The 24,808-nt window shown below is 39.7% G+C and carries 23 protein-coding genes and 1 pseudogene; 13 read left to right on the plus strand and 11 right to left on the minus strand.

Features of this window, described 5'->3' with window-relative positions; all coding sequences use genetic code 11:
• The first annotated feature begins 4 nt into the window (after nucleotides 1-4).
• On the plus strand, nucleotides 5-253 hold the full coding sequence (locus tag AN395_RS02380; protein ID WP_054981942.1) for a hypothetical protein: 249 nt from the start codon (nucleotides 5-7) through the stop codon (nucleotides 251-253).
• Between the two features lie 78 nt (nucleotides 254-331).
• Here AN395_RS02380 and AN395_RS02385 read toward each other — a convergent pair whose 3' ends face one another.
• Together AN395_RS02385 and AN395_RS02390 are read right to left on the minus strand one after the other, a co-directional pair.
• Entirely contained in the window at nucleotides 332-2,269 is a 1,938-nt protein-coding gene (locus tag AN395_RS02385) for a cytochrome c/FTR1 family iron permease (protein WP_235576538.1), read from the minus strand.
• 133 nt (nucleotides 2,270-2,402) lie between these two features.
• Nucleotides 2,403-3,686 (minus strand): sodium:proton antiporter, encoded by a 1,284-nt coding sequence (locus tag AN395_RS02390; protein WP_004586375.1) that lies wholly within the window; start codon nucleotides 3,684-3,686, stop codon nucleotides 2,403-2,405.
• A gap of 503 nt (nucleotides 3,687-4,189) precedes the next feature.
• Between AN395_RS02390 and AN395_RS02395 the strand changes: the two genes are divergently transcribed.
• The 5 genes from AN395_RS02395 (at nucleotide 4,190) to AN395_RS02415 (ending at nucleotide 11,424) form a co-directional block, all read left to right on the plus strand.
• Nucleotides 4,190-6,370, plus strand: a complete 2,181-nt coding sequence (locus AN395_RS02395) for a M4 family metallopeptidase (protein ID WP_054981944.1) — start codon at nucleotides 4,190-4,192, stop codon at nucleotides 6,368-6,370.
• Nucleotides 6,371-6,443: 73 nt separating this feature from the next.
• A complete protein-coding gene (locus tag AN395_RS02400; RefSeq protein WP_200910432.1) occupies nucleotides 6,444-8,297 on the plus strand; it encodes a M20/M25/M40 family metallo-hydrolase in 1,854 nt (617 codons plus the stop codon).
• Between the two features lie 98 nt (nucleotides 8,298-8,395).
• Complete coding sequence (locus tag AN395_RS02405; RefSeq protein WP_029772969.1) at nucleotides 8,396-10,312, plus strand: ATP-dependent DNA helicase; 1,917 nt, start codon at nucleotides 8,396-8,398, stop codon at nucleotides 10,310-10,312.
• A 9-nt stretch (nucleotides 10,313-10,321) separates the two neighbouring features.
• Entirely contained in the window at nucleotides 10,322-11,026 is a 705-nt protein-coding gene (tsaB, locus tag AN395_RS02410; protein ID WP_024031724.1) for a tRNA (adenosine(37)-N6)-threonylcarbamoyltransferase complex dimerization subunit type 1 TsaB, read from the plus strand.
• A gap of 68 nt (nucleotides 11,027-11,094) precedes the next feature.
• A complete protein-coding gene (locus tag AN395_RS02415) occupies nucleotides 11,095-11,424 on the plus strand; it encodes a hypothetical protein (RefSeq protein WP_054981945.1) in 330 nt (109 codons plus the stop codon).
• 64 nt (nucleotides 11,425-11,488) lie between these two features.
• Here the strand turns inward: AN395_RS02415 and AN395_RS02420 are convergent, their stop codons facing one another.
• Nucleotides 11,489-12,778 (minus strand): alkaline phosphatase, encoded by a 1,290-nt coding sequence (locus AN395_RS02420; RefSeq protein ID WP_054981946.1) that lies wholly within the window; start codon nucleotides 12,776-12,778, stop codon nucleotides 11,489-11,491.
• Between the two features lie 580 nt (nucleotides 12,779-13,358).
• On the opposite strand from AN395_RS02420, the gene AN395_RS02425 reads away from it, so the two are divergent.
• From AN395_RS02425 to rnd, 3 genes are all read left to right on the plus strand, one after another.
• A complete protein-coding gene (locus tag AN395_RS02425; RefSeq protein WP_054981947.1) occupies nucleotides 13,359-14,210 on the plus strand; it encodes an alpha/beta hydrolase in 852 nt (283 codons plus the stop codon).
• A 115-nt stretch (nucleotides 14,211-14,325) separates the two neighbouring features.
• Complete coding sequence (gene fadD, locus AN395_RS02430) at nucleotides 14,326-15,978, plus strand: long-chain-fatty-acid--CoA ligase FadD (RefSeq protein ID WP_024031721.1); 1,653 nt, start codon at nucleotides 14,326-14,328, stop codon at nucleotides 15,976-15,978.
• Between the two features lie 51 nt (nucleotides 15,979-16,029).
• Entirely contained in the window at nucleotides 16,030-17,160 is a 1,131-nt protein-coding gene (gene rnd / locus AN395_RS02435) for a ribonuclease D (RefSeq protein WP_054981948.1), read from the plus strand.
• Between the two features lie 170 nt (nucleotides 17,161-17,330).
• Here rnd and AN395_RS02440 read toward each other — a convergent pair whose 3' ends face one another.
• The 4 genes and pseudogenes from AN395_RS02440 to AN395_RS19740 form a co-directional block, all read right to left on the minus strand.
• The gene (locus AN395_RS02440; RefSeq protein WP_054982120.1) at nucleotides 17,331-19,016 is read right to left on the minus strand and encodes a pseudouridine synthase; all 1,686 of its coding nucleotides are present in this window, start codon (nucleotides 19,014-19,016) and stop codon (nucleotides 17,331-17,333) included.
• Nucleotides 19,017-19,086: 70 nt separating this feature from the next.
• Complete coding sequence (locus tag AN395_RS19575) at nucleotides 19,087-19,638, minus strand: substrate binding domain-containing protein (protein WP_235576539.1); 552 nt, start codon at nucleotides 19,636-19,638, stop codon at nucleotides 19,087-19,089.
• A 36-nt stretch (nucleotides 19,639-19,674) separates the two neighbouring features.
• Nucleotides 19,675-19,836: pseudogene (locus tag AN395_RS19805) on the minus strand (LysR family transcriptional regulator); the annotation flags it as partial.
• Nucleotides 19,837-19,859: 23 nt separating this feature from the next.
• On the minus strand, nucleotides 19,860-19,982 hold the full coding sequence (locus AN395_RS19740; RefSeq protein WP_327078092.1) for a LysR family transcriptional regulator: 123 nt from the start codon (nucleotides 19,980-19,982) through the stop codon (nucleotides 19,860-19,862).
• A 134-nt stretch (nucleotides 19,983-20,116) separates the two neighbouring features.
• On the opposite strand from AN395_RS19740, the gene AN395_RS19745 reads away from it, so the two are divergent.
• Both AN395_RS19745 and AN395_RS19750 read left to right on the plus strand, forming a co-directional pair.
• Entirely contained in the window at nucleotides 20,117-20,500 is a 384-nt protein-coding gene (locus tag AN395_RS19745) for an outer membrane beta-barrel protein (protein WP_268795990.1), read from the plus strand.
• Complete coding sequence (locus AN395_RS19750; RefSeq protein WP_268795991.1) at nucleotides 20,475-20,813, plus strand: outer membrane protein; 339 nt, start codon at nucleotides 20,475-20,477, stop codon at nucleotides 20,811-20,813. Before AN395_RS19745 ends, AN395_RS19750 begins: the two co-directional genes overlap by 26 nt.
• A gap of 85 nt (nucleotides 20,814-20,898) precedes the next feature.
• On the opposite strand, the gene minE is transcribed toward AN395_RS19750, so the two are convergent.
• Genes minE through minC form a run of 3 tightly spaced genes read right to left on the minus strand, consistent with a single transcriptional unit; the run spans nucleotide 20,899 to nucleotide 22,686 of the window.
• Nucleotides 20,899-21,162, minus strand: coding sequence for a cell division topological specificity factor MinE (gene minE, locus AN395_RS02455; RefSeq protein ID WP_004586362.1), 264 nt, complete (start codon nucleotides 21,160-21,162; stop codon nucleotides 20,899-20,901).
• Nucleotide 21,163: 1 nt separating this feature from the next.
• Nucleotides 21,164-21,973: a septum site-determining protein MinD gene (gene minD / locus AN395_RS02460; RefSeq protein WP_024031716.1), complete on the minus strand. Its 810-nt coding sequence runs from the start codon at nucleotides 21,971-21,973 to the stop codon at nucleotides 21,164-21,166.
• Nucleotides 21,974-21,978: 5 nt separating this feature from the next.
• Nucleotides 21,979-22,686: a septum site-determining protein MinC gene (gene minC / locus AN395_RS02465; RefSeq protein ID WP_004586360.1), complete on the minus strand. Its 708-nt coding sequence runs from the start codon at nucleotides 22,684-22,686 to the stop codon at nucleotides 21,979-21,981.
• 155 nt (nucleotides 22,687-22,841) lie between these two features.
• Here minC and AN395_RS02470 point away from each other — a divergent pair, with 155 nt between their 5' ends.
• Together AN395_RS02470 and AN395_RS02475 are read left to right on the plus strand one after the other, a co-directional pair.
• Nucleotides 22,842-23,129: a YcgL domain-containing protein gene (locus AN395_RS02470; protein ID WP_004586359.1), complete on the plus strand. Its 288-nt coding sequence runs from the start codon at nucleotides 22,842-22,844 to the stop codon at nucleotides 23,127-23,129.
• Nucleotides 23,122-24,138, plus strand: a complete 1,017-nt coding sequence (locus AN395_RS02475) for a lytic transglycosylase domain-containing protein (RefSeq protein ID WP_054981949.1) — start codon at nucleotides 23,122-23,124, stop codon at nucleotides 24,136-24,138. The genes AN395_RS02470 and AN395_RS02475 overlap by 8 nt, the downstream gene beginning before the upstream one ends.
• Before the next feature lie 54 nt (nucleotides 24,139-24,192).
• On the opposite strand, the gene AN395_RS02480 is transcribed toward AN395_RS02475, so the two are convergent.
• The gene (locus tag AN395_RS02480) at nucleotides 24,193-24,744 is read right to left on the minus strand and encodes a GbsR/MarR family transcriptional regulator (protein WP_004586357.1); all 552 of its coding nucleotides are present in this window, start codon (nucleotides 24,742-24,744) and stop codon (nucleotides 24,193-24,195) included.
• Nucleotides 24,745-24,808 lie beyond the last annotated feature (64 nt).

The following is a 24,808-nucleotide window of genomic DNA, read 5'->3' on the forward strand; positions in this document are numbered from 1 at the left end:
GAGTATGGATATAATGATCCCTTTTTTAGGGAAAATTTCGCGGTTAGAGCTTGAGCCAAAAAGTACATTTCATATTGCAGGTGTGCAAAATATGCCGCAAGCGCAAAAAATTAAGCTTGAAAATGAAAAAAAGCAGACGCTCAACAAAAAAAGATTAGCGCAGGCGCAGGGCAAAAAAAGTGCAAGTGCAGCTAATGAAAAAGCGATTACCGTAGATGAACAAGGGAATAAACATTTAGATACGTGGGCATGATCTAAACCCTTAATAGTAAAAAGCCACGCACAACTTTTCACTATTAAGGGCGTGTTGTTCTTTACGTTTTATACATTTTTAGTGTTTTTTAGCTTTAATAATGTAAAAGCTAAATATAACAGCTATGGTAAGTTGCGCTATAAAGCCTTGCCACGTAGATTTTAAACCCAGTAGTGCAATATCAAAGTTTATCGGCATTACACTAATCGCGACTAAATCAGCCTCTTGTAATGCAATGACAGCTTTACCCATTAAAACAAAGGCAAGTGCAAATAATACATAAGTTGTATAAGCAAAAAACTTAGCAATAGGTAACTTAATCGAATATTTAACTAACACCCATGCAACAAGCGCTAATAAAGCGACAGCTAATGCAAACCCAATAGCCACCGATGAATACTGCGCTTGTGAGCTTTGCGTTAATAACGACTGATAAAATAATACCGTCTCGAACACTTCACGATATACCGCTATAAACGAGAGGCCCGCGAGCCCCCACAGTGTGCCAGACTCTAAACGCGTATTAATATTTTGCTGAATATATGCCTGCCACTGCTGAGCACTGGTTTTACTGTGCATCCATACCCCAACATATAGCAAAATAATAGCTGCAAATAGGGCGCCTATACCTTCCATAACTTCGCGGCTTGCACCACTTATTTGTATTAATGTTTGCGCTACTGCCCATGTTAAGCCTCCTGCTATGAGGGCCATTACCCAGCCAATATGAACGTATTTAAGCGCATCCTGGCGTTTGGTTTTTATAAGTACGGTCATTAGCGCAATAACAACTAATAGTGCCTCTAGGCCTTCGCGTAGCAAAATAACTAAACTGGCTGATAGCAAGGCGCCATCGCTGAGTGTGGTGTCATTAAGTAGGTTGTTTGCTTTTGTTAATTGTGCAAGTACAGCGTTAACTTGCGCACCGACAAGCTCGGTGTTTTTTTCATTTTTGAATGTATTACGTAAGTTCATCAATTGTACTTCAATGCTTTTACGCAAGCTTTCATCGTATGCATTTAAGTTATTTTCTATCAGCTCAAAGCCATCTAAATAGGCACTGATAGCCAGTTCGCTGGCTTTTGCATATTCACCATTAGCATGTGCATTTTGCGCTGCAATAAGTTGCGAGCGTGCAACGCTAAGTGGCTGAGCTTTGTTTTTAAATAAGTGTTCTGGATTACCGCGCAGCCACTTAATAAATTGAACTTGGGCAGGGGATTTATTTTGTGAAAGCTGCGCAGGGTTAAGATTAATGATGTCTGAAGTGCTGATTGTCTGGTTATTGTGTTGCGGCTTAGTTATATCTTGAAAAGCTAAACTGCCTACATAAAAGGCGAGTGACCAACGTTGTTGCTCATTAAATTGGCTAAAAGCAACCATTGGCGTATCGTCTATGCCATTGGATACAGCTTCATATAATCCAATAATTGTGCGATTTGTGGCTCGCTCTTTATCCGTAAAGTTGGTGGGCTGTGGTGTTAAACCTTTAGCAAGTGGGCCATCACCTTGTCCATTTATGCCATGGCACATAGAGCAATTTTCTGCAAAAAGTGCTTTTGTTTGTTTTAGGGGTAATAAAGATGTAGGCAAAGAAAGCTGTGGCATAAATTCAAGCAAAGACTCCCTAAGCTTTGAGCTGGCAGCACGAACACTTTGTACGCTTTGTTTATTTATAATGGTGTTATGTAAGGCGCCAGCTTGTATTTTTATATGACTGTATTGATTATTAGCACTGCTTAACTGTGTGGCTAGCGTGCTTATTAAATTTGCAAACTCAGACATTTCTTGAAATTCGTCTTTACTGACTACCTCGCCTTTTTGCACCGCGCCAACGTAATCAACCCCTACGTACTCTGCAAGTTGTGATATTTGTTTAATCTTAGCTTGCTCAGCAGACGTTGAGGCAAAAGCAGAGCAACATAAAAAAGTGAGTAAGAACAAAGGAAAGAGAAAAACGTGGCGACGTGTAATGCCATAAAATAACGAAAAAACACTTGTATACTTACTGGACATAGTTAGCCCTATAAAAAACATTTAAAATTAAAACTATTTTTATTACGCTTAAAATAAATAAAACCGTGCTAAAAATAATTCCCCATAAATAACTAACCCGCAGTGAGTAGACTGCGGGTTTAATAAAGAAAACTTAGTGACTTTGCTCGGCAGATTTAATACTACTTTGAATGAGAGGAGAGATAGTTAAACCTTGCACAATAATAGAAAATATAACCACAACATAGGTCACAATAACGATTAAATCATGCAGATCACTGCCTGATATAAATACTTGATCACGAGGAATAGCTGCAGCCATAGCTAATGCTAAACCGCCACGTAAACCACCCCAAGTTAAAATTTTAACGCTGTGTTTGTCGTAGTTTTTAAAGCGCTTAAATATTACAAATGGTGCACCAACACTAATAAAACGTGCTAATAAAATAGCAGGGATCATAACAAGGCCTAAGCCAATTTCACCCATTGTTACTGGCATAGTGACAATCAGCATACCAATAATCAAAAACAACAAAGCGTTTAAAAAGCTGTCGGTGGCGTGCCAAAAGTCTTTAATATAGCGCGTGTTTTCAGGCCCTGTGCGCTCGGTTGCTTTTGCGCGAGTAATATTACCTAAAATAATACCACTGGTTACCATGGCAAGCGCACCAGATATTTCCCATACATTGGCAGCGGCAAAACCCGCAGTTGGAATGGTTAAGGTTATTAATAGGCGTATATTTACATCTTTACAGTTAATAATTAAAAAGTGTCCCACAAGGGCCATTGCTAAGCCAAACACGATTCCACCTATGGCATCAACAAAAAACAGCTCTGCAATGTCGGCTGGGTTGGCATCGGTGCCAAAAAATGCAACAGAAAACAGCGTAGTAAAAATTACTAAACCAATACCATCGTTAAATAAAGACTCGCCTTCTACCTGTACCGAAATACCTTCAGGGGCGCGTAATTGTTTAATAATTGCCAGTACAGCAATTGGATCGGTTGGGCTTATTAAGGCGCCAAAAAGTAAACAATAAATAAAAGGGACGGGCCAGCCGAGTGCGGCAAAAATATAAAAACTTAAATAGCCAATTAAAAAAGTAGAGACTACGGTAGAGAACAAAACTAAAGCGGTTATTTCCCATCGTTGTTTACGCAGTGCCAACAGGTTAATTTCTAAAGCACCTGCAAATAACAAAAATCCAAGCATGCCTTTTAAAAGCAATTCATTAAAATTAATACTGGCTACAATTTGCGTCATTTCTAATGCAGTTGTATCGCCTAATAACTTAACTGAAATAATTAATAACAACGATATAACAACTGAGCCTGTTGTTATAGCAATCGTTGTTTGCATTTTAAGAACATACTGGTTTGCATAAGCAATAAAAATTGCGATAGCAGAGAGAAAACAAATGAGATACCAAGCATTCATTGGCTAACCTTAAATTTATTTTAGAGAACAAAAAAGAGCGAATTAAACGAGCCGTATATTACTCCTGTGACTAGGCTGTGTCACAGTATTTATGGGGCTTTTAGCACTTTTTTTATGTCTTTAGGAGACATATAGTTAATGCAAATTTACTGGTGTTATTGCTTGTAATGAAGAGATTAACACAAGGTTGCCTAGGCAACGTAATGGCTGATTACTGCCGTTAATTTAATAAAGTAAACGCGGCTATTTCGCGGGTGTAATAGTGTAATTTAGTGTAAATATATGTATACAAATTGTATCTGTTTAAGGTTTTACTGATTTTGTGTGTTTTTTAACCTGCTGTAATTTCAGTTGTTCTTACGTTTCCTAATACTTTACTTGTAAATTAAATGTTTAATTTTCATAACTCAAATTTGTAACATAAGCTTGATCCTTAATCGGGTACAAGTAGTTCCGATTAATACAAATCCACTACAAACTAAATATTTTGACGGAGCGTAAACGTGAATTTATCAAAAATCACATTAGCAACTTTTGCTGCTTTAACCTTGGTTCAAGCAACAGATGCAGTAGCTGCGAACAAGAAATACCTAAATCAACAAACGGCTTTAAATAACATGATGCAATCAAATTCGGCATCCATTTTATCTACTAGCCCTAAAGACTTGATTGGGTTAAGTGTAAGGAACGAGTTAGTTGTATTAAAAGAGTTTATAAGTAATAACGGTGAAGTAACTCGCCGTTATCAGCAAACATATCAAGGTTTACCAGTAATTGGTGACACTTTAAGCCTTACATTTAAAAATGGCATGCTTAAAAAAGCCCATGGCGCTGCGGTGTACGATATTGAAGGCGATATAAACGATGTAAGTGCTAAATTATCTGTAAAACAAGCCATGCTTCAAAGCCAAAATGTAGGAATAGCTGCAAAAACTAAAGGCTTAAAAAAACACAATGAGAAATCAAGGTTAGCGATTTGGGTTGATCAACAAAGTAAGGCGCATTTGGTGTATGAAGTATCGTATGTAACCTACGGCAAATCGCCATCACGCCCTTATCAAATAATCGATGCTAATACCGGTGAGGTTTTGCTCAGCTACGATAACTTACAACATGCTGATGCTACGGGACCAGGGGGGAATCTCAAAACAGGTAAATACATCTACGGTACTGACTTTAGCAACCTAGATGTGTCTCAATCTGGTAACACCTGTGTTATGGATAATGCCAATGTAAGAACTATAAATCTCAATGGCGGCACAAGTGGCTCTGCTGCCCATTCATTTACCTGCCCAGAGAATACAGTAAAAGAGATAAATGGGGCTTATTCGCCGCTTAACGATGCTCATTATTTTGGTAACGTTATTTTTAATATGTATAACGACTGGGTGGGGTCGCCACCGCTAAGTTTTCAGTTAAAAATGCGCGTACATTATTCAAGTAATTATGAAAATGCATTTTGGGATGGCAGCGCAATGACCTTTGGCGATGGGCAAAGCACTTTTTACCCACTCGTAAGCCTTGATGTATCAGCACATGAGGTAAGCCATGGCTTTACCGAACAGAATTCTGGCTTAATTTACAGCGGTAAGTCTGGTGGCTTAAATGAAGCTTTTTCTGATATGGCTGGTGAAGCGGCTGAGTATTACATGAAAGGCACTAACGATTGGTTAGTCGGACAAGATATTTTTAAAGGCAATGGCGCGCTTCGCTATATGAATAACCCATCACAGGATGGACGCTCTATAGATAATCAAGGTAGTTATACCTCAGGCATGGATGTGCACTATAGCTCGGGTGTATTTAACAAAGCTTTTTATAACCTTGCTACTACATCCGGCTGGGATACTAAAAAAGCATTTGTAGTCATGGCGCGAGCGAACCAGCTTTATTGGAGTGCGAGTACAAATTGGGATTTGGCTGGTAACGGCGTTATGGACGCTGCGTGTGACTTAAATTACAACCCAAGCGATGTACAAGCTGCTTTGGCGGCAGTGGGAGTTAGTTCAAACCTAAGTGCAGGGAGCGATTGCTCAAGCACACCTGTGCCTACGGATGAGGCGTTAACAAATAAAGTGGCACGTACGGGGATCAGCGGCTCTGCAAAAGCGCAGATGTTTTTTACACTCGATGTACCAGCGGGGGCAACAGATCTTGAGTTTAATACCGCTGGTGGCTCGGGCGATGCAGATTTATATGTAATGTTTGCAAGTAAACCCACACTGAATACGTATGACTGTAAAAGTACCACCTCTTCAAGCACCGAAAATTGCAGTATTTCGAACGTCCAAGCAGGCACCTACTATGTAATGGTAGAAGCATGGAATGCTATAGCTGATGTATCGCTTACTGGGAGTTTTAACAATTCAACAGGAGGTGTCACACCGATTAACAGAACCGAGTCTAATATTAGTGTTTCAACTAATAGCTGGGCTCGATTTACTCAAGACTTAGGAGCGGGCTATAGTAATTTAACCGTTACTATTTCTGGTGGAAGTGGCGATGCCGATCTTTATGTAAATTATGGTTCGGCGTCGAGTACGTCAACTTATTTGTGTAGACCTTATAAAAATGGCAACAGTGAAACGTGTTCGTTTGATAATCCACAATCAGGTACCTGGTACCTAGATTTAAGAGGGTACAGTAATGCAAGCGCAGTAACACTGAGTGTGTCTGCTAATTAAACATTGATACCAGGGGCCTAGTGCCCCTTTTTAATTTTATGGATACCAGTATTGCCAATTATAAGGAATACCAATGAAACCTTTTAAACTACTAAGTGCGCTGAGCTTATTTACTACAATGGGCGTTGTAGCACAAAGTGAAACAAACAAAGTGTGGGTAAGCATAGATTCAACTGCAGCGGCACATTATGAGTATACCCAGCATGGATTAGTACAAAGATTGCCCTTTGCACAGCGCTCAACAAGTGCGCTTGAAAATATAGACTTGGTAAATATACCTGCTGATCAGGTAAATAATCTAAGCGAATTTATGCACCACAATTATAATCGGTGCGGTGGGTTTGTGGCACATGATTCATGGCAAGAGGCGAGCAGTTACGCAACACAATTAGCCGCGGCGCATACTATACAAAATACATTAGCATTTAGTTATTCTATTGATAACGAACAAACAGTACAAAATTTAATGTCATCAATTAGCACCGTTAACCTCGATAGCACTGTTAACTCTTTAACCAGTTTTAATAATCGTTATTACACCTCACAAACAGGGATAGATGCTGCAAATTGGTTAAACACATATTGGCAACAAATAGCGCAAAGTCGCAGTGATATTAGCATTGCAACTTACCCGCATAATTGGGCGCAATCGTCGGTTATAGTGACAATTGAAGGCAATGAAAAAGCAGATGAAATTGTTATTATTGGTGGCCACCTTGATTCGATAAATCAGTCAAACCCAAGCAATGGACGCTCACCTGGTGCTGATGATAACGCCTCAGGCATTGCTGTGCTATCAGAGGCGCTGCGCGCGATTGTACAAACTAATTACAAACCACAGCGTACGATTCAAATTATGGCGTTTGCAGCGGAAGAAGTTGGCCTTAAAGGTTCAAGTGATATTGCAAGCAGCTACCAATCGCAGGGTAAAAATGTAGTGGGCATGGTGCAGTTTGATATGACAGGCAATAATGGCAGCCTTGAAGATATAGTTATGATGACTGATTACACTAACAATGCACAAAATCAGTTTTTAGCAGCGCTTTTAGATACCTACTTACCGCAATTAAATTATGGATTTGATCAGTGTGGTTATGGTTGTTCTGATCATGCGTCATGGTATCAGCAAGGGTTTGCAGCCTCTATGCCTTTTGAATCAAAAATGGGCGATATAAACCCGCTTATTCACACCCAAAACGATAACCAGTTTGATGCTCAACATGCCAGTAAATTCGCCAAGTTGGCAGTAAGTTATGTTGCCGAAATGGCTAAAAATGCCGGCGATACCGCGCCCCCTACTAATTACCAATTAACCAATGGGCAAACACTTAGTGGGATCACAGGGGTTGCAAAAGAGCAGTTTATTTATACATTAGCTGTGCCACAAAGTGCGAGCAATTTAAATTTTATTACGACTGGGGGCACAGGCGATGCAGACTTATACGTACGCTACAACCAAGCACCTACACTGAACGATTATGATTGTAAAAGCACTACCTCAAGTAGTAATGAACGTTGCGATATTAATCCCTCTAGTGAAGGAGTTTACTATGTGATGGTACACGCATGGAATGCGATAGAAAATGTATCCCTAACCGGAAGTTACAATGAAGGGGGGAGTATTGAGCCTATCAATCGGAGCATAACAAACATTAGTGTTTCTGCTGGGAGCTGGCAACGCTTTAGCCAAAGTTTAAATACGCAGTACGCATCATTAGATATAACAATGTCTGGTGGCAGTGGCGATGCTGATTTATATGTAAACTTTGGCACTCCTTCTAGTGATTCTCAGTACTTGTGCAGGCCATATAAAAATGGCAATAGCGAAACCTGTTCGTTTTCTGCGCCACAAACAGGTAATTGGTATATCGATTTAAAAGGGTATAGCAATGCCAGCAATGTCACGTTATCAATAAATGCACAATAACGTGTAAAGGGGCGTGAGCCCCTTTGCAAAATTCTAATTTCAATTGGCTTGCCCTTATAGCCAGGCTTACGTAAAATCTCGCTATTATTTTTTGTAAAGTGACTGGTATTATCAAACAGCTGTTTAGTGCAACCGGGCCGTTAGCGTTATCTTTAGATGGATACACGCCTCGCCAACCTCAAATTGATATGGCCGTTGCCGTTAACGATGCATTAAAAAATAGCACGCAGTTAGTGGTTGAAGCGGGCACTGGTACAGGTAAAACGTTTGCCTATTTAGCGCCTGCCCTTAAATCTAAGGGTAAAACAATTATCTCTACAGGCTCTAAGGCCTTACAAGAGCAGTTATACCACCGCGATTTACCTCAGCTAGTAAAAGCACTTAATGCCTCTAAAAAAACCGCATTGTTAAAAGGGCGCGCTAATTATCTGTGCACTTATAGGCTAAACCAACATGTAGCCCATGTACCAACAGACGATCCTGATGTAATGCATCAACTTGCTATGGTTGCAAAATTTGCCAGTGAAACACACTCGGGTGATTTAGCTGATTGTATTGGTATTGAAGAAGACGCCAAGGTACTGCCCTACGTTAATTCGACAGCCGATAATTGTTTAGGCAAAGAGTGTCCAGACTTTCAATCATGTTATATACGCAAAGCGCGTTTAAATGCAGCCGAAGCGGATGTAGTGGTTATAAACCATCATTTATTTTTTGCTGATATGGCAGTAAAAGACTCCGGTTTTGCCGAACTTATGCCCACCGCCGACGCTTATATTTTTGACGAAGCACACCAGCTTAGCGAAATTGCCAGTGACTACTTTGGTGAAAGTATTAGCACTAAAAAGCTGGTGGATTTAATTAACGATTTACGCGCTATTTACCGTGCAGAAATTCCCGATATGCTGCAGCTTGGCAAAAGCCTCAATAAGCTTGAAACCAGTGTGGCTGATTTACGTTTACAGTTTGGTGTAGATGGTAGCCGAGGAGATTGGCGCGAAAAGCTCAGTGATAAATTAATTTGCGCAGCGCTGCATCGGGTAATTAGCGATTTAGACTTTGTTTATCAGGTATTAAAACTGTGTCTAGAGCGAAGTGATAAAATAGAGCACCCGTTTGAGCGCACTTTAGCGTTTAAAGGTCAGTTAGAGCGTGTTTTTGATACTGCACAAACGGGCTTTAGCTATTGGTACGAAACCACGCGGCGCTATTTAACGGTTAATATTACGCCACTTAATGTCTCTGCTAAATTTGCTCAAATGATGAAAGACACCGGCGCAGGGTTTGTATTTACCTCAGCCACGTTATCGGTTGATAATAAGCTCGATCACTTTAATGCAAGCTTAGGTATTACTCCTGCGCAAAGTATGATGGTTGATAGCCCCTTTGATTATCCTAATCAGGCGCTTTTATGCTTACCACGATATTTGCCTGAATCGCATGCAGAGAACATGCCTCATGCAATTATAAAATTAACCCTAGAGCTGATTAAATCGGCTAAAGGGCGTTGCTTTGTGCTGTTTACAAGTTACCGAATGATGCATTTGGTGGCTGAGGGGTTAACCACACAAATGGACTACCCAGTTTATATGCAAGGGCAAATGTCTAAGCGTATAATACTGGAAAAATTTACGCGCCATGGTAATGCGGTATTGTTAGGTACTGCCTCGTTCTGGGAAGGGGTTGATGTACGTGGTAGCACGCTAAGCTGTGTTATTATTGACAAGTTACCTTTTGCAGCACCGGATGACCCATTACTGCAAGCCAAAATGCAAGATTGCCAAATGCAAGGCAAAGACCCATTTGCTCATATACAGTTACCGCAAGCTGTTATAGCGCTCAAGCAGGGCGTGGGGCGTTTAATACGAGATAACAAAGATAAAGGCGTGCTGGTTATTTGCGACAACCGATTAGTAACGCGCCAATATGGCCAAGTATTTTTAAAAAGCTTACCGCCGATGCGCCGCACGCGAAGCTTAGAAGATGCAAACACATTTTTAAAACACATTAACTAGAGTACTAAAATGATTAAAAGTAATATTCTTGCCCTAGACGCCTCAACCGAAGCGTTATCTATAGTTTTACACTTTGAGGGGCAAACATTTCATCATTTTGAAGAATGCCCACAGCAACATAGTCAAAAAATACTCCCTTTAGTTGATGAGCTTCTTAATAAAGCACAGTGTAAATTAAAAGACTTAGACGTTATTGGCTTTGGCCAAGGGCCAGGTAGCTTTACCGGTGTACGCATTAGTGTTGCTATTGCACAAGGGTTAGCTTATTCAGCCAATTTACCATTAGTGGGCGTATCAACCTTGGCAATTATGGCCCAGCAAGCGTACGAACAAACGCAGGCGCCAGTCGTGTATTCAGCTATAGATGCGCGTATGGGAGAAATTTATTTTGCCCAATACCGAGTAAATAACGCACGCATGGAGTTAGTAAATGAAGAGTGTGTTATAAAACCTGATTTATTAAGCAAAGAGCACATAAGCAGTGAAGAGTTACACGCGATTGCCGTTGGCACGGGATTTAAAAGTTACCCTGATGCACTTAAAAACGTTAGCAATATAACCATAAATACAGCCATTACTTTGCCAGATGCTCGCTATATGCTTAGCCATGTAGACACGGCCTTTTTAAAGGGCGAGGTTGTTAAAGCAAGTGATGCGCAACCTAAATATGTGCGCGATACAGTAACATGGAAAAAACTACCGGGTCGCGAATAAGCACAAGAGTTGCAAATTGGGTGTTTTTAAATCATAATTTTTAATATGTTTGTTGTTGGAAGTTATCTATGACTTTGCCAATTGGTGCTGGTTTTTTTACGGGGGATATTCCTGCAAAGGTTACCTCTACAAAAATTATACCCTCTAAACCACAAGGTTTAGCGGATGATAGCGCCAGTCAAAAAACAAACACAGATTATGTAAAAACTAGTAAAGCGGGTGTAGAGCTTGCTAATCAATACTTTAGTCAAAACACTAGTAACGCAAAGTACAGCCAAACTATTTATGACCAACCAAGCCCAACGGTGAGTAAAGCAATTTCAACATATACTGAATTTGCAAATTTAGAGCGTCGCGCCGAAGTACAAGATTTAATAGGCGTCGATATATACGCTTAGCTCCAGTAACAGTAAAAAATAAAAAGCCTGAACACAGGTTCGGGCTTTTTGCGTAAGCTTATGGCTACTGTTTAATAAAGCCAATTAGTTTATCGGCAATATCTGTATTATTTTGAGCACCGTTAAAGTGTTCACTGCCTTTACCGTAGGCAAATACTTGTACATCTACAGCGGTGTGTCCGCCTGTTGTCCAACCAGTAAAGCTGGCGTCACTAATAATACTTTTAATGGCTAAATTAAGCGCTGTTTCGCCCATTTTTTTCGCTTGTTCAAGTTTTACTTTATTAGCCGGTGTATATTCAATACCTGTGTTGGCGCGCCAAATAGGCTCTAGGTCATCAGCAGCGAGTAATTGCTTTGTCAGCTCAACGGCTGTTGCTTTAACGCCTTTAATAACTTCTGTATCCCACTTATATTGTCCGTGCGCACCGAGGGTTAACCCACCAGTTGAATGATCTGCAGTAACCACTAATAAAGTATCAGGGTTTTTATCAATATAGGCTTTTGCTTTTTCAATCGACTGTGCAAAGTCATCCATTTCGGCCATGGCACAGGCTACATCGTTAGCATGTCCACACCAATCAATTTGGCTGCCTTCAATCATGACAAAAAAGCCGTCTTTATTTTGGCCGTCGAGTAAATCAAATGCTTTAGCTGTTAGTTGCGTTAAGTGGTTTGAATTAGCATCAAGTGCAAACGGCAGGCCCATTGGGGCGTATAAGCCAAGTGCCGGTACTTGTGTGATCTGACCAAGGTTTTTTATATCATCGCTATATTGATAACCAGCTGCTTTAAATTCATCAACGAGGTTACGGTCTTCTCTAATAAAATACTGCGTACCGCCCCCTAGCATTAAATCAACAGGGAGTTTACCGGCAATTTTGTTATCTATGTATTCATTAGCAATGGCATCGTAATTTCGACGTGATTCGTTATGTGTAGCAAAACTAGCTGGGGTGGCATGGTTAATTTGCGAGGTAGCTACTAATGCCGTTGTCATACCGCGTTCTTTTGCTATTTCTAGCATGGTTTTAACGGGCTTTTTGTCTGTATCGACTGCAATAGCACCATTATAACTTTTGTGGCCGCTACTCAGTGCGGTTGCACCTGCAGCACTGTCGGTAACATAAGTGTGATCGTCAGGGTAAGTACGCGCCATGCCTGTTAAAATAGTATCAAATACGGTTGTTTCAATCTGCTTGGTGGTTGGATCATCTTTAAAATAACGATAAGCGGTTGTATAGGCAGGACCCATCCCGTCACCAATCATATAAATTACATTTTTAGGTGCATCGCTTGCATAAACACTGGTAGATGCACATAAAAGCGCTAATAAGCTAAGTTGGTTCTTCATTTTTATCCCTATGAATGTGCTGTTTAAATAGCACCACAATTGTATATGGTTACGCCGTGTTGAATTTGCAGCATAAATACCAAACATGCGCTGCCCAGAAATTCTTTCTAAGGCGATTAAATTTTTTGCTAGGTTTTTACCCAGCCCACAAGGTTACAAACCTCGTACCAGGATTTAACCGCCCGTAGATTGAACAAGTTTCAATCCACAAAGTTCAATACGCCCTCGTATAATAATGAAATGAAGTAAGAATAAAAAGCAAAGTATATAAACAGGTTTGGCTAATTGTCACTAAAACAATACAGCCATTTTTTTAGCTTATGTTAATTATAGTGTAATGAATATAGTGGTATACATTACCTACCTGAAGAGTATTTAAGCTCTGTTTGTAATTATTTATTGAATTAATGAAACTTAAAATATTTTAAGTTGTTGAAATTAAATACATAATTAAAATTCAAAAGTTAACCTTACAAATAAAGTGGTCTTTATAAATATAAAAAATATAAAAACTTTTGGTATTAGAGGTCTGACAACTAGTATGTTATAAATAATGTCGCACGTTAAAAAGAGGTGTCTGTTGCAGCCATTTGAAATAAAAACAAGAAATATAACATTGCGTGGCTTACAAAAAGGCACTGGCGATGAGCTGGTTATAGCCTTGCATGGGTGGCTAGATAACAGTAATAGTTTTACACCTATGCTAGATAAAGTTAATCCGCAGCATACTTGGTATTGTGTTGACTTTGCTGGGCATGGGCTATCTGATTGGCGTGCACAGGACGCTCATTATTATTTTGTTGATTATATTGACGATGTGTACCAACTTATAAAGAGCTTAGGGGCAAAAAAGGTACATTTAGTCGGCCATTCAATGGGCGCAATGGTGGCTGGTTTATTTGCTAGTTGTTTTAGTGAGTATGTGTATTCAGTTACCTTTATTGAAGGGATTGGCTGTGTTACAACCCCCAGTGATGAAGTATGTGAGCAATTAAAAGGGGCGATACTGAACAGAGAGCGCGCCTACAATAAAAAAAAGCGCGTTTATAAATCGCAATCAGCGATTATCGAAGCGCGTGCAAATACAACAGATTTAAATAACGAACTGATCACCTTATTGATGAGTCGTAATATTAAGCAAAGTGAACTAGGGTATGAGTTAACAACAGACCCTAAGCTTAAAAATCACTCAGGTTTTAGGTTTGATGAAGCGCAATGTATTGGTGCAATAAAACAATTAATTGCACCAAGCCAATTAATTTTAGGTAACCAAGGTTATTCGTTTGTAAAACAAAATTTGGCCAAGTATATTAGCTATTACAACAACTTGAAGGTAATTAATGTAGATGGCGGGCATCATTGCCATATGCAAAGCAGTGGGTTATGTTTTGAGCATATTCAAGCCTTTATGCTGCAAAATGGTGCATGTTAATTGTAAATTAGCGCCAAATGTGGGATTATTCCTGCATTAGAGTATTTGCTCAATTGTTAAAGTGCCTTACTTAGATTAAGGTTAATAAAAATATAATTATAAACAGGGGCTAAGAGTGGAAAAAATCTGGCTTAAGCGCTACCCAGAAGGTATGCCTGAAACAATCGATCCTGAGCATTACAACTCGTTACTCGAAGTGTTCGAAAAAAGTTTTACCGATTACAAAGATTTACCTGCATTTACGAATATGGGTAAAACATTATCGTATGATGAAATAGATACAGCGACACAACGTGTTGCCTCGTATATTCAAAATGATTTAGGTTTGAAAAAAGGCGACAAAGTCGCCGTAATGATGCCTAACTTATTACAAACGCCTATCGCTATTTTAGGTATTTTACGTGCAGGGTGTGTGGTGGTTAACGTAAACCCACTTTACACAGTACGAGAGCTTGAGCATCAATTAAAAGACTCTGACGCGTCAGCTATTTTTATATTGGCTAACTTTGCAGACACGCTTGAAAAAGCACTTGCAAAAACGGATGTAAAACACATTGTTGTTACCCAAGTGGGCGACATGGTGGGTGGTATTAAAAAGCATATCGTTAATTTTGTGGTTAAATACATAAAAAAAATGGTACCTAGCTACAACCTACCAAATACAATTAAGTTTTCAGATGTGTTAGCAGGTGACCCTGCAAAGTATACGCGCCCTGAAATGAGCTTATCTGATCTGGCCTTTTTACAATACACAGGTGGTACAACCGGCGTATCTAAAGGGGCGATGTTAAGTCATGGCAACATGGTTGGTAACCTTGAGCAAGTATCGGGCTGTTTAGATAAAGTATTAGACCGTGGTACTGAAGTTGTTGTTACTGCATTACCGCTTTACCATATATTTGCGTTAACGGCTAACTGCTTAACGTTTATGAAATACGGTGGTTTGAATGTATTAATTACAAACCCACGTGATATGCCAGCATTTGTTAAAGAGCTTAATCAGCATAAATTTACTGCTATTACCGGTGTAAATACCCTGTTTAACGGGCTACTTAATACACCAGGGTTTGCAGAGCTTGATTTTAGTCATTTAAAAATGTCATTAGGTGGCGGTATGGCGGTACAACGTCCTGTAGCTGAAAAATGGCAAAAAGTGACTAATTCTAAATTAATGGAAGGTTACGGTTTAACTGAGTGTGCACCGCTTGTAACTGTAAGCCCGTACGATTTAGAAGCTTATAATGGCTCTATTGGTTTACCTGCTCCTAATACCGAAATTAAGCTAATGCTTGAAAACGGAGAAGAAGCGGCAAAAGGTGAACCCGGTGAGCTATGGGTTAAAGGCCCACAAGTTATGCTAGGTTACTATAACCGCCCAGATGCAACTGCAGAATGTTTGCAAGATGGCTGGTTTGCTACTGGCGATATTGCCACATACGACGATGAAGGTTTCTTCTATATTGTTGACCGCAAAAAAGACATGATCATTGTATCGGGCTTTAATGTGTTCCCAAATGAGATAGAAGAAGTGGTTGCCATGCACGACGGCGTACTAGAAGTCGCGGCTATTGGTATTCCGCACGATGTAAGTGGCGAACAAGTTAAAGTTTTTGTTGTTAAAAAAGACCCTTCTTTAACTGAAAAAGATATAATAAATCACTGTCGTGATAATTTAACTAATTATAAGGTGCCTAAACTCGTTGAGTTTAAGGATGAGTTACCTAAAACAAATGTAGGTAAAATTCTCAGAAGAGCCCTAAAAGATTAGTAAACTATAAAAAAGCCGGCATTAGCCGGCTTTTTTATTGTAGGAGATTAAGTGCAATACCAATTGATCGAAACACAAAATCAACTCAATACCTTTGTTGAGCAAATAAAAAACAAGCCTATTTTAGCCATAGACACAGAGTTTATGCGCCGCCGTACTTTGTACCCTGAAGTTGCACTTATTCAAGTATATGATGGCGAGCATCTTGCCCTTATAGATCCACTGGCCGAACTCTCGTTATTTGAATTTTGGCAAATATTACAAGATCCATCAGTACTGAAAGTGTTGCATTCACCTTCAGAAGATATTGAAGTATTTCAAAAATATGCAGGCTTTGTACCCGCTCCATTGTTTGATACACAATTTGCTCTTCAGCTTTTAGGCGAAGGCAACTGTATGGGCTTTGCGCTAATGGTAAAAGAGCTATTAGGCATAGAAATAGACAAAAGTGAATCGCGAACTAATTGGCTACAGCGCCCATTAACTAAAAAGCAGCTCGATTATGCAGCCGCTGATACGTTTCATTTACTGCCTTGTTTTGAACTAATAATTGAGCGTATAAATAAAGCTGAGTTATTTGATATTGTCATAAATGAGAGCGAGTTAATTGCAAATAAACGCGCCTTTCAAACTCCAGATGAGCTGCTTTACAAAGATATAAAAAACGCATGGCAACTAAAACCGCACGAGCTCGCGGTATTAAAAGAATTAGCTGTATGGCGTCGTAATAAAGCTATTCGTAAAAATTTAGCGCTTAACTTTGTGCTTAAAGAGCACAACATGACGGAAATTGCTAAACGTGGGCCCTCGAGCTTAAATACGCTGAGACAAATTCCGGGTGTTGAGTCGATGGAAGTAAACCGCTCTGGAGTCGAAATACTAAAGTGTATTGAAAAGGCCAAAGCACTCCCGGTTGATGAGCATCCGCCTGTGCTTAAACGTTTAATTGATTTTCCGGCTTATAAAAAAGTAGCTAAAGATATTAAACAAAAAATCACTAAAGTGGCAAAAGAGCAGGGTATACCAGAGGATGTAATAGCCTCTAAAAAGCAAATTAATCAGCTTATTAGCTGGAATTGGAAACTCACCGATGAGCAAAAGGTAAATCATATTAAACCTGATTTACTTAATTCTTGGCGCTACAGTTTTGTTAAAGACGCACTTAAAGAGTGGGATAATTAAACCCACTTTTTAAGCTAACAGGCTATGTTATACCAATTCGCAATAATATTTAATCATTTTTAGGGGCTAAACGTGTCGCTATCTGCGTTAAAAAATTCTCGATTTTTTTGCCTTGCTATCAACACGTTTTTTAATCCTCAAAATAGATCACTTAATTATGCGAATTGGTATTAAAAATCGGGCGCTACGCAGAACGTTAAACGCTTATGGGTAATGGGGTGATCTAGCGCCAAATATTCGGCATGTAAGTGTAACCTGTTGGCTTTTTTACCGTAATGTGTGTCACCAATAATAGGCATATTAAGCCCTAAGTGATGAGCACAGTGTACCCTTAATTGGTGAGTGCGGCCCGTTTTAGGGTAGAGCTGTAGGCGTGTAATATTGTTTTTACGTTCAAGTACCTGCCATGTAGTAAGTGCGAGTTTGCCGTTTTTATAACAAACAAGCTGGCGTGGCTTATCGTCAAAATCAAGTCGCAATGGCAGCTCTATCTTGCCACTGTCCTTAGGCACAATACCATCAACCAGCGCAATGTAACGTTTATCGATAGTGCGGGCAATAAATTGCTTTTGTAATGCTTTGTGGGCTCGTTTATTGAGCGCAACCACTAATAAACCTGATGTAGACATATCTAGTCTGTGCACAATTAACGGGCCTGTAGCGTGTGGAAATTGCGTTTGAATACGTAAATACACAGAATCTTCAATATTGACACCTGGTACAGATAAAAACTCGCTGGGCTTGTTTACAATAACAATATCATCGTCTTGATAGACAATCGGCAGCGTTTTACCTTCAGCAGGGTTAACGAGTAGCGGGTTATCTTCTATGCTGAGGCCTTTTAACATGTGCGATAAAATAGGTTGGCACTTACTGTAGCAAGAAGGGTAATAGTTTTTATGTTGGCGTATTGCCGATTTAGGTGCGGGCCCCCACCAAAACTCAGCCATAGCCACTGGCTTTAAATTATTAAGATAAGCGTATTGTAATAGCTTGGGCGCAGCGCAATCTCCCGCACCTGATGGCGGAGTATGCTCTGGCAATGCTGCAAATATGGCATTGAGATCTTTAACTTCATGCTCTGCATTTAAAAACTGGTACTGTGCAAACACTTGCTTTTGTAGGTTTTTAGATAAAACTTTACGGCGTTTTTTTAACTGTTTTATTTCGTCGTGTAGGGCATTAAGCGCCTGCTGTTGCTGAGTTATTTTATCATGCCAGTGATCTTTTATGCTTTGATAGTGTTTTTTATCTTCTATGCTTTGTTTGGCCAGTTCATTCAAGCTTGCTTGTTGCTCAGGCGTTATTGCTTGGCTTTGCTCAATTGCAAGTGCACTGCGCGCCTTTTTACGTATTTTTCTATTGGCTTGCATTACGCTTTGTTGAGCGTGTAACTGCTGATCAAACGCGGCTTTATCGGCATTTAATGACGCTGTTAATTTATTCAATGTACTTGCATTCTCTAGGGCATGTATTTGCGCATTTATGTCGTTAATTATTTTACTTTCTTTTAAATAACTCACATCTTCCAGTGCCATTGTCGATACATTAGGCACGCATTTTATATCGGTATTTAAATTTTCAAGCTGGCCTGAATACGCCGCTAAAAAGCCAAGTTGTTGTTGCTGGTTTTGTACAACCAGTACACCAAACATTTTGCCATCATTCGTTGCTGTATTGCTGTTGTCATTTTCGTTATACGGTAAATGCGTTTCAAGTTGCTGCTGCAATTGTGTTGCGGCTAAAACAGATAACGGATGAGGCTGGTAGTAAAACGGAAACGTAAATTTATCTGGAAGCGGTATAGAATCTACAGAGCAATCAAATAAAGTAAAACAAGAAGCGTGATTTAACATAGCAAAGTAATAGCAAGCATAAAGCAAAATAATAGGCCCATAATAACATATTCACTTAAGGGGTACTTGCTTAATCCTCTGCGGTTACTAAACCGCGCTTAGCTAAAAAGCGTACTAATAATAGTGTTAGGTTTTCTCTGCGTGCATTATTTGGCCATACCGCGTAATAACCAAGCGGCTTGAGTTGCCAGTTAGGTAAAATGTGGATGAGCTCTTCTTGTGCTAATTGTTTTTTTACTAGGTTTTCGGGCAAAATGCCTAGACCCAAGTTTTCAGATACAAAGTGACTTATTGCAAGCGCACTATTTACATTTACGCGCGACTTTTCACAAATACACACCACTTCGCCATTTGGAGAGGTAAAATCTACAGTGCTGCCGCGCATACTAAAATGAACCCAATCCCACTGTTTTAAATCGTTTGGGTGCGTAGGGGGTTGATGCTTACTCGCGTACTTACTTGAAGCAACTAAAAAGCGTCTACTCTCTCCAATTTTACGCGCCATGAGTGAGCTGTCTTCTAGCCAGCCAACTCGAATACTTAAATCGAGCCCTTCATCCATTATATTTATTACTTGGTCTGTGTAATTAAGAGACAAGTTCACTTTTGGGTAGGTTTGCACAAATTCTGCTATCGCGGCTGAAATTTCGGAGCTTGCTCAAAAGGCGGGCAGCGATATTTTTAAAGACCCTATAGGCTCATCACCCACAGAGTTAATTTCGTTCAAACCTGCTTCTGCGTGTTTTGTTATGTTTTCTACGTGGGCGTAAAATTTTTCACCTTCAGGGGTAAGCGACAATTTACGGGTTGTTCTATGTAATAAAGTGACGCCTAAAAACTGTTCTAAGTCAGAAACACATGGCTAACACGTGAAGGTGCTATGCCAAGCTCCTTAGCTGCAATACGAAATGAACCGCCAGTAACCACTTTGGCAAAAAAAGCCATGTGTCGTAAATAGTTAATCATTGTTCTGAAAGTCGGAATTGTATTGTGCCTTTATTGTATCTATTCGCTTGTGTATCTAAAAGTTATATTAACTGCGAATTCAACATTAGCCTTACAGCCCAATAATTTGGCTGTTAAAAAAATCAGGAATGACAATGAACACATTACAAAAAACTATAGTTGCCGCAATTGCTTTAGCGTGTACCACGCCTACTTTAGCTAGTGCAGAGGGATTTTATGGAACTGCACATGTAGGCTATAGTTCGCAAGCAAATGACTCTCAAGCCATTGGTAACAATATTGCCGTAGATAGTGATTTTCCATCTGAATTTGATGCCGGTGAGGGCAGTGTAGGCAGTATTGGTTTAGGTTATCAGTTCAATCCTCAATTTAGAGTAGAGGCGCGTATTAGCTATCATGATACCGATTATAGCGATACAAAAGTTGGCGTGGGTGCACGCGAAGGTGAGCAGTATGTATTAAAGGGGGATTTAAAAACCACCACTTATACAATTGAAGGCTTTTACGCCATATATTAAAGCGGGGTTAGGGGTTGCCGATAACAGCTATTCTGCAAAATTAGGTGGTGCAGGCATTAGCGCCTTTGACGCATTCGATGGAAATGTTGATGGCTATTACGATGCGTATGCTGATGACGATTCAACTGAATTTACATGGAATATTGGTGCAGGGGTTAACTATCAAATAACTAAAACTATGTCGTTATACACTGAGTATCAATACATTGAATTTGGTGACGTGCAAACGGGGCAAGATGCATTTACCGATGGCTTTAAAATTGACAGTGCAGCAAGCCATGAGTTTTTACTTGGTTTACGTGTAAACTTTTAAATTTAAAACACAACACAATGCACCACATACGTGTAGTGAGTGTGTAAAGCAAAAAGCGGCATTTAAAATGCCGCTTTTAGTTGTGCTACTTTTTTTCTTCGTCAGGTAATGTCACGTTGAGCTCAAGTACCGCTAAATCATCTTCGTTTTGATCAAACTGTACCTGCACTGCATCAGTGTTTACATTTACGTACTTACGGATCACATCTAAAATATCTTGTTTTAATTGTGGTAAGTAATCCGGTGTTCCGCGTTGCGAACGCTCGTGCGCGACAATGATCTGCAATCGCTCTTTTGCTAATGACGCGCTATTTTTCTTTTCTGAGCGGAAGTAGTCAAGTAAAGACACATTAACCTCCAAAAATCCGTTTAAATAAGCCTTTTTTCTCAACATCTAAGAATCGAAAATCGACTGTTTCACCGAGTAAGCGATTGATTGCATCAGCGTATGCTTGCCCTGCATCTGAATCACCATCAAGTATTACTGGTTGGCCTGAATTAGACGCACTTAATACCGCTTGCGACTCAGGGATAACACCAAGTAAAGGAATCGACAGAATATCTTTAACATCTTCTACCGATAACATTTCACCTTTTTCAACTCGCTCAGGGTTGTAGCGTGTTAATAATAAGTGTTCTTTAATATTTTCTAGGCCTTCTTCAGCACGTTTTGATTTGCTGTGTAAAATACCTAAAATTCTGTCTGAATCTCGAACCGAAGATACTTCAGGGTTTGTTGTTACAATTGCTTCATCAGCAAAGTACATCGCCATCATTGCGCCGGCTTCAATACCTGCAGGTGAATCACACACAATGTAGTCAAAGTCTTCTTTTAGTTCGTTTAAAACGCGCTCTACGCCTTCGCGGGTAAGGGCATCTTTATCACGTGTTTGTGATGCGGGTAGTAAAAATAATTTTTCAACGCGTTTATCTTTAATAAGCGCTTGATTTAGGTTGGCTTCGCCGTTTATTACGTTTACAAAATCGTATACTACGCGGCGCTCACACCCCATAATTAAATCTAGATTACGTAAGCCAATATCAAAATCGATAATAACTGTTTTATAGCCTTTTAAAGCTAAACCGGTGCCTATTGCAGCACTTGATGTTGTTTTTCCAACACCGCCTTTACCAGAGGTAACGACAATTACTTTTGCCATGAGATTTATCCTTTAACCAAAGCTGAAATTTCTAATGATTCGTTTTTTTGTTGTATTTGTACTGCATTGCCCCAGTGCTCACCTTGTAATGAGTCGCTGATCCAGTAATTGCCATCAATTGAAACCAATTCGGCTTCGAGCTTTTGGCAATAAATGCACGCGTCTTTAATCCCTTTTGCACCTGCAATAGCGCGCCCGCGTAAGGTGCCATAAATATGCACATTACCATCGGCTATTACTTCTGCACCATGGCTAACTGCACCAAGTACAATTAAGTCTCTGTCTTTTGCATAAACTTGCTGCCCTGAGCGTACCGTGCCATTAATTACTTGCGCAGGTAAGTACACGTTTTTTTCAACAATAGAGGTATTAGGCGCCTCTTGTTTAACGGGTGCACTTTTAGCATCTTGCGAGTAATTTAGTACAGAAAGGCCAGCGGCTTTAGCTTGCGTGTGTTGCTCATCTGAGCCATTACAAACACCTACAGCATTAAAGCTCATACGCTCAATGAGAGATTTTAAATGTACAAAATCAAGTGAGCTGTTTTTAATTTCTTCTAAATTAACAACAATAGGCGCTCCTTCAAAAAAACGAGGAGCTTGGGCTATTTTTACATACAACTGTTCTGCTAGAAGGGCGATATCAGTGCTATAAAGATGCAATACTGACAACGTGAAAAGGTTCCCTTTTAGCTCAAAAATTTGTTCCGACATACACGCTCAATTGATTTGTCTGATTAGAAATTAATTTTAGATAAACGTAGGCTGAATAAGGCCTTTAATGAAATTTCTAATCTAATTTTTCTAACTTATTATTACTCTCATGTTATAGTGTGCGGCAATGTTAAGCAAGATTAAATAGGGCCATTATGCTCACTGCGGTATATAAAAGTAAGAAAAAAGCGGATACCTTCTTATTTGTTGAAAAAAGAGATGATTTTAGTAAAGTGCCTGAACCTTTACTGGCTATGTTTGGTCAACCTATTTATGTAATGATTATCAATTTAGCAAAGCGTGATCATTTAGGCGGTGCCGACCTTGAAACAGTAAAAGCAGCCTTAGCTGACCCAGACAAGGGTTACTATTTGCAAATTCCACCGCCGGAAGAAAATTTACTTAGCCAATTACGAAAAGAAAACGGAGTTGATAGTGATTAAAAAGTTAGCCGTAATTTTATGCTCAGTGTGTTTAAGTGGCTCTGTAGTTGCTAAAACGCAGGCCGAATTTCAAACTTATTTAAGAGACTTAAAACAAGAGGCCATTGCAAAAGGGTACGATAGTAAATTAATAGACGATGCATTTGCGACTGCCTCATACAAAGAAAAAGTTGTATCGGCTGATAAAAACCAGCCAGAGGTTAAAGAAACCCTCGAAACCTACTTACCAAAACGTGTACCGCAATGGAAAATTGATCGTGCACGTAAACTCTACGCAGAAAATAAAGATGTACTTGAACAAGTTGCAAAAGAGTTTGGCGTACAAGCACGCTTTATAGTGGCATTATGGGGCCTTGAAAGTAACTTTGGCACAATACAAGGTGGCCATAATGTTATTTCATCGCTAGTGACGCTTGCCTTTGATGGTCGTCGTGAAGCGCTTTATAAGCGCCAGCTTTGGGCAGCATTAGATATTTTAAAGTCAGGCCATATTACGCTTGATAAATTTAAAGGCTCTTGGGCTGGAGCAATGGGGCAAACTCAGTTTATGCCTACCTCATTTAACGCCTACGCCGTTGATTACAATAACGACGGCCGCAAAGATATTTGGACCACAAAAGAGGATGCATTTGCATCGATTGCCAATTATTTAAAACAAGAAGGTTGGAATGACTCACTAACTTGGGGTCGCCAGGTAAAATTACCTGAAAATTTTGACAGTAAATACGTGCTAAAACGTGGCACTAAAACACGTAAGCAATGGTTAGAATATTGGAACGACTCAGAGCGCTCGCTTGCAGACTGGCAAGCTCTGGGTGTACGCAAAGCTGACGGGTCTGACTTACCTAATGTTGATGTACGCGCTGCACTGGTAATGCCCGATGACATTAATGGGCGTATGTACTTAGCGTACGATAATTACAAAGTGTTTATGCACTGGAACCGCTCATATTACTTTGCCACCAGCGTGGGCTATCTATCAGATAGAATTGGTTATCCAAAAATATAATTTATACGCTGTTGTGTAATAAAAAAAAGCCGCTATGCGGCTTTTTTTATTTGTTTAATCATGTTCTTTTTTAAATATTTTATCTTTTAAATCGATAACCTTGCCAATTCCTGAACCAAGCTTCATTAGCTTATTAAGCTGCTCTGGGCTTAAGCGTTGTAACTCTGAAGACCACTTAGTAACCGTTTCGAGTAGGTTGTGGATTTCGCCCATTTGCTTTTGTGCATAGCGCTCTTCTTCGTTGTTTGCTTCGTCTAAAAGGTTATCACGTAGCAAACTTAGGGTAGGGTCTATTTCACGCTTTTTACGTTCTTCAAATACGCGATTAGCCATATCCCAAATTTCACCCGCTGGGGCGTAATATTCTTTACGATCACCAGGGATATGATGCACTTTAATTAATTGCCATGACTGGAGCTCTTTAATTCCCATGCTTACATTGCCACGCGAGATACTTAGCGCATCGGCAATCTCATTTGCGGTCATGGGCTCTTTGGTGATGATCAGCAAACCGCACATTTGGCCAATCGTGCGATTGAAACCCCAACGGCTGCCCATTTCACCACAGTGCATAACAAAGGCTAAGTTTTTTTCAGATAGACTCATAGCTTTTTAAGTTTCAGTAAATTCAGAAAGTAATGCTAGCACGCTTATAAATTATAGCAACGTT

The organism is Pseudoalteromonas sp. P1-30 (assembly GCF_001400005.1).
GTDB lineage: Bacteria > Pseudomonadota > Gammaproteobacteria > Enterobacterales > Alteromonadaceae > Pseudoalteromonas > Pseudoalteromonas atlantica.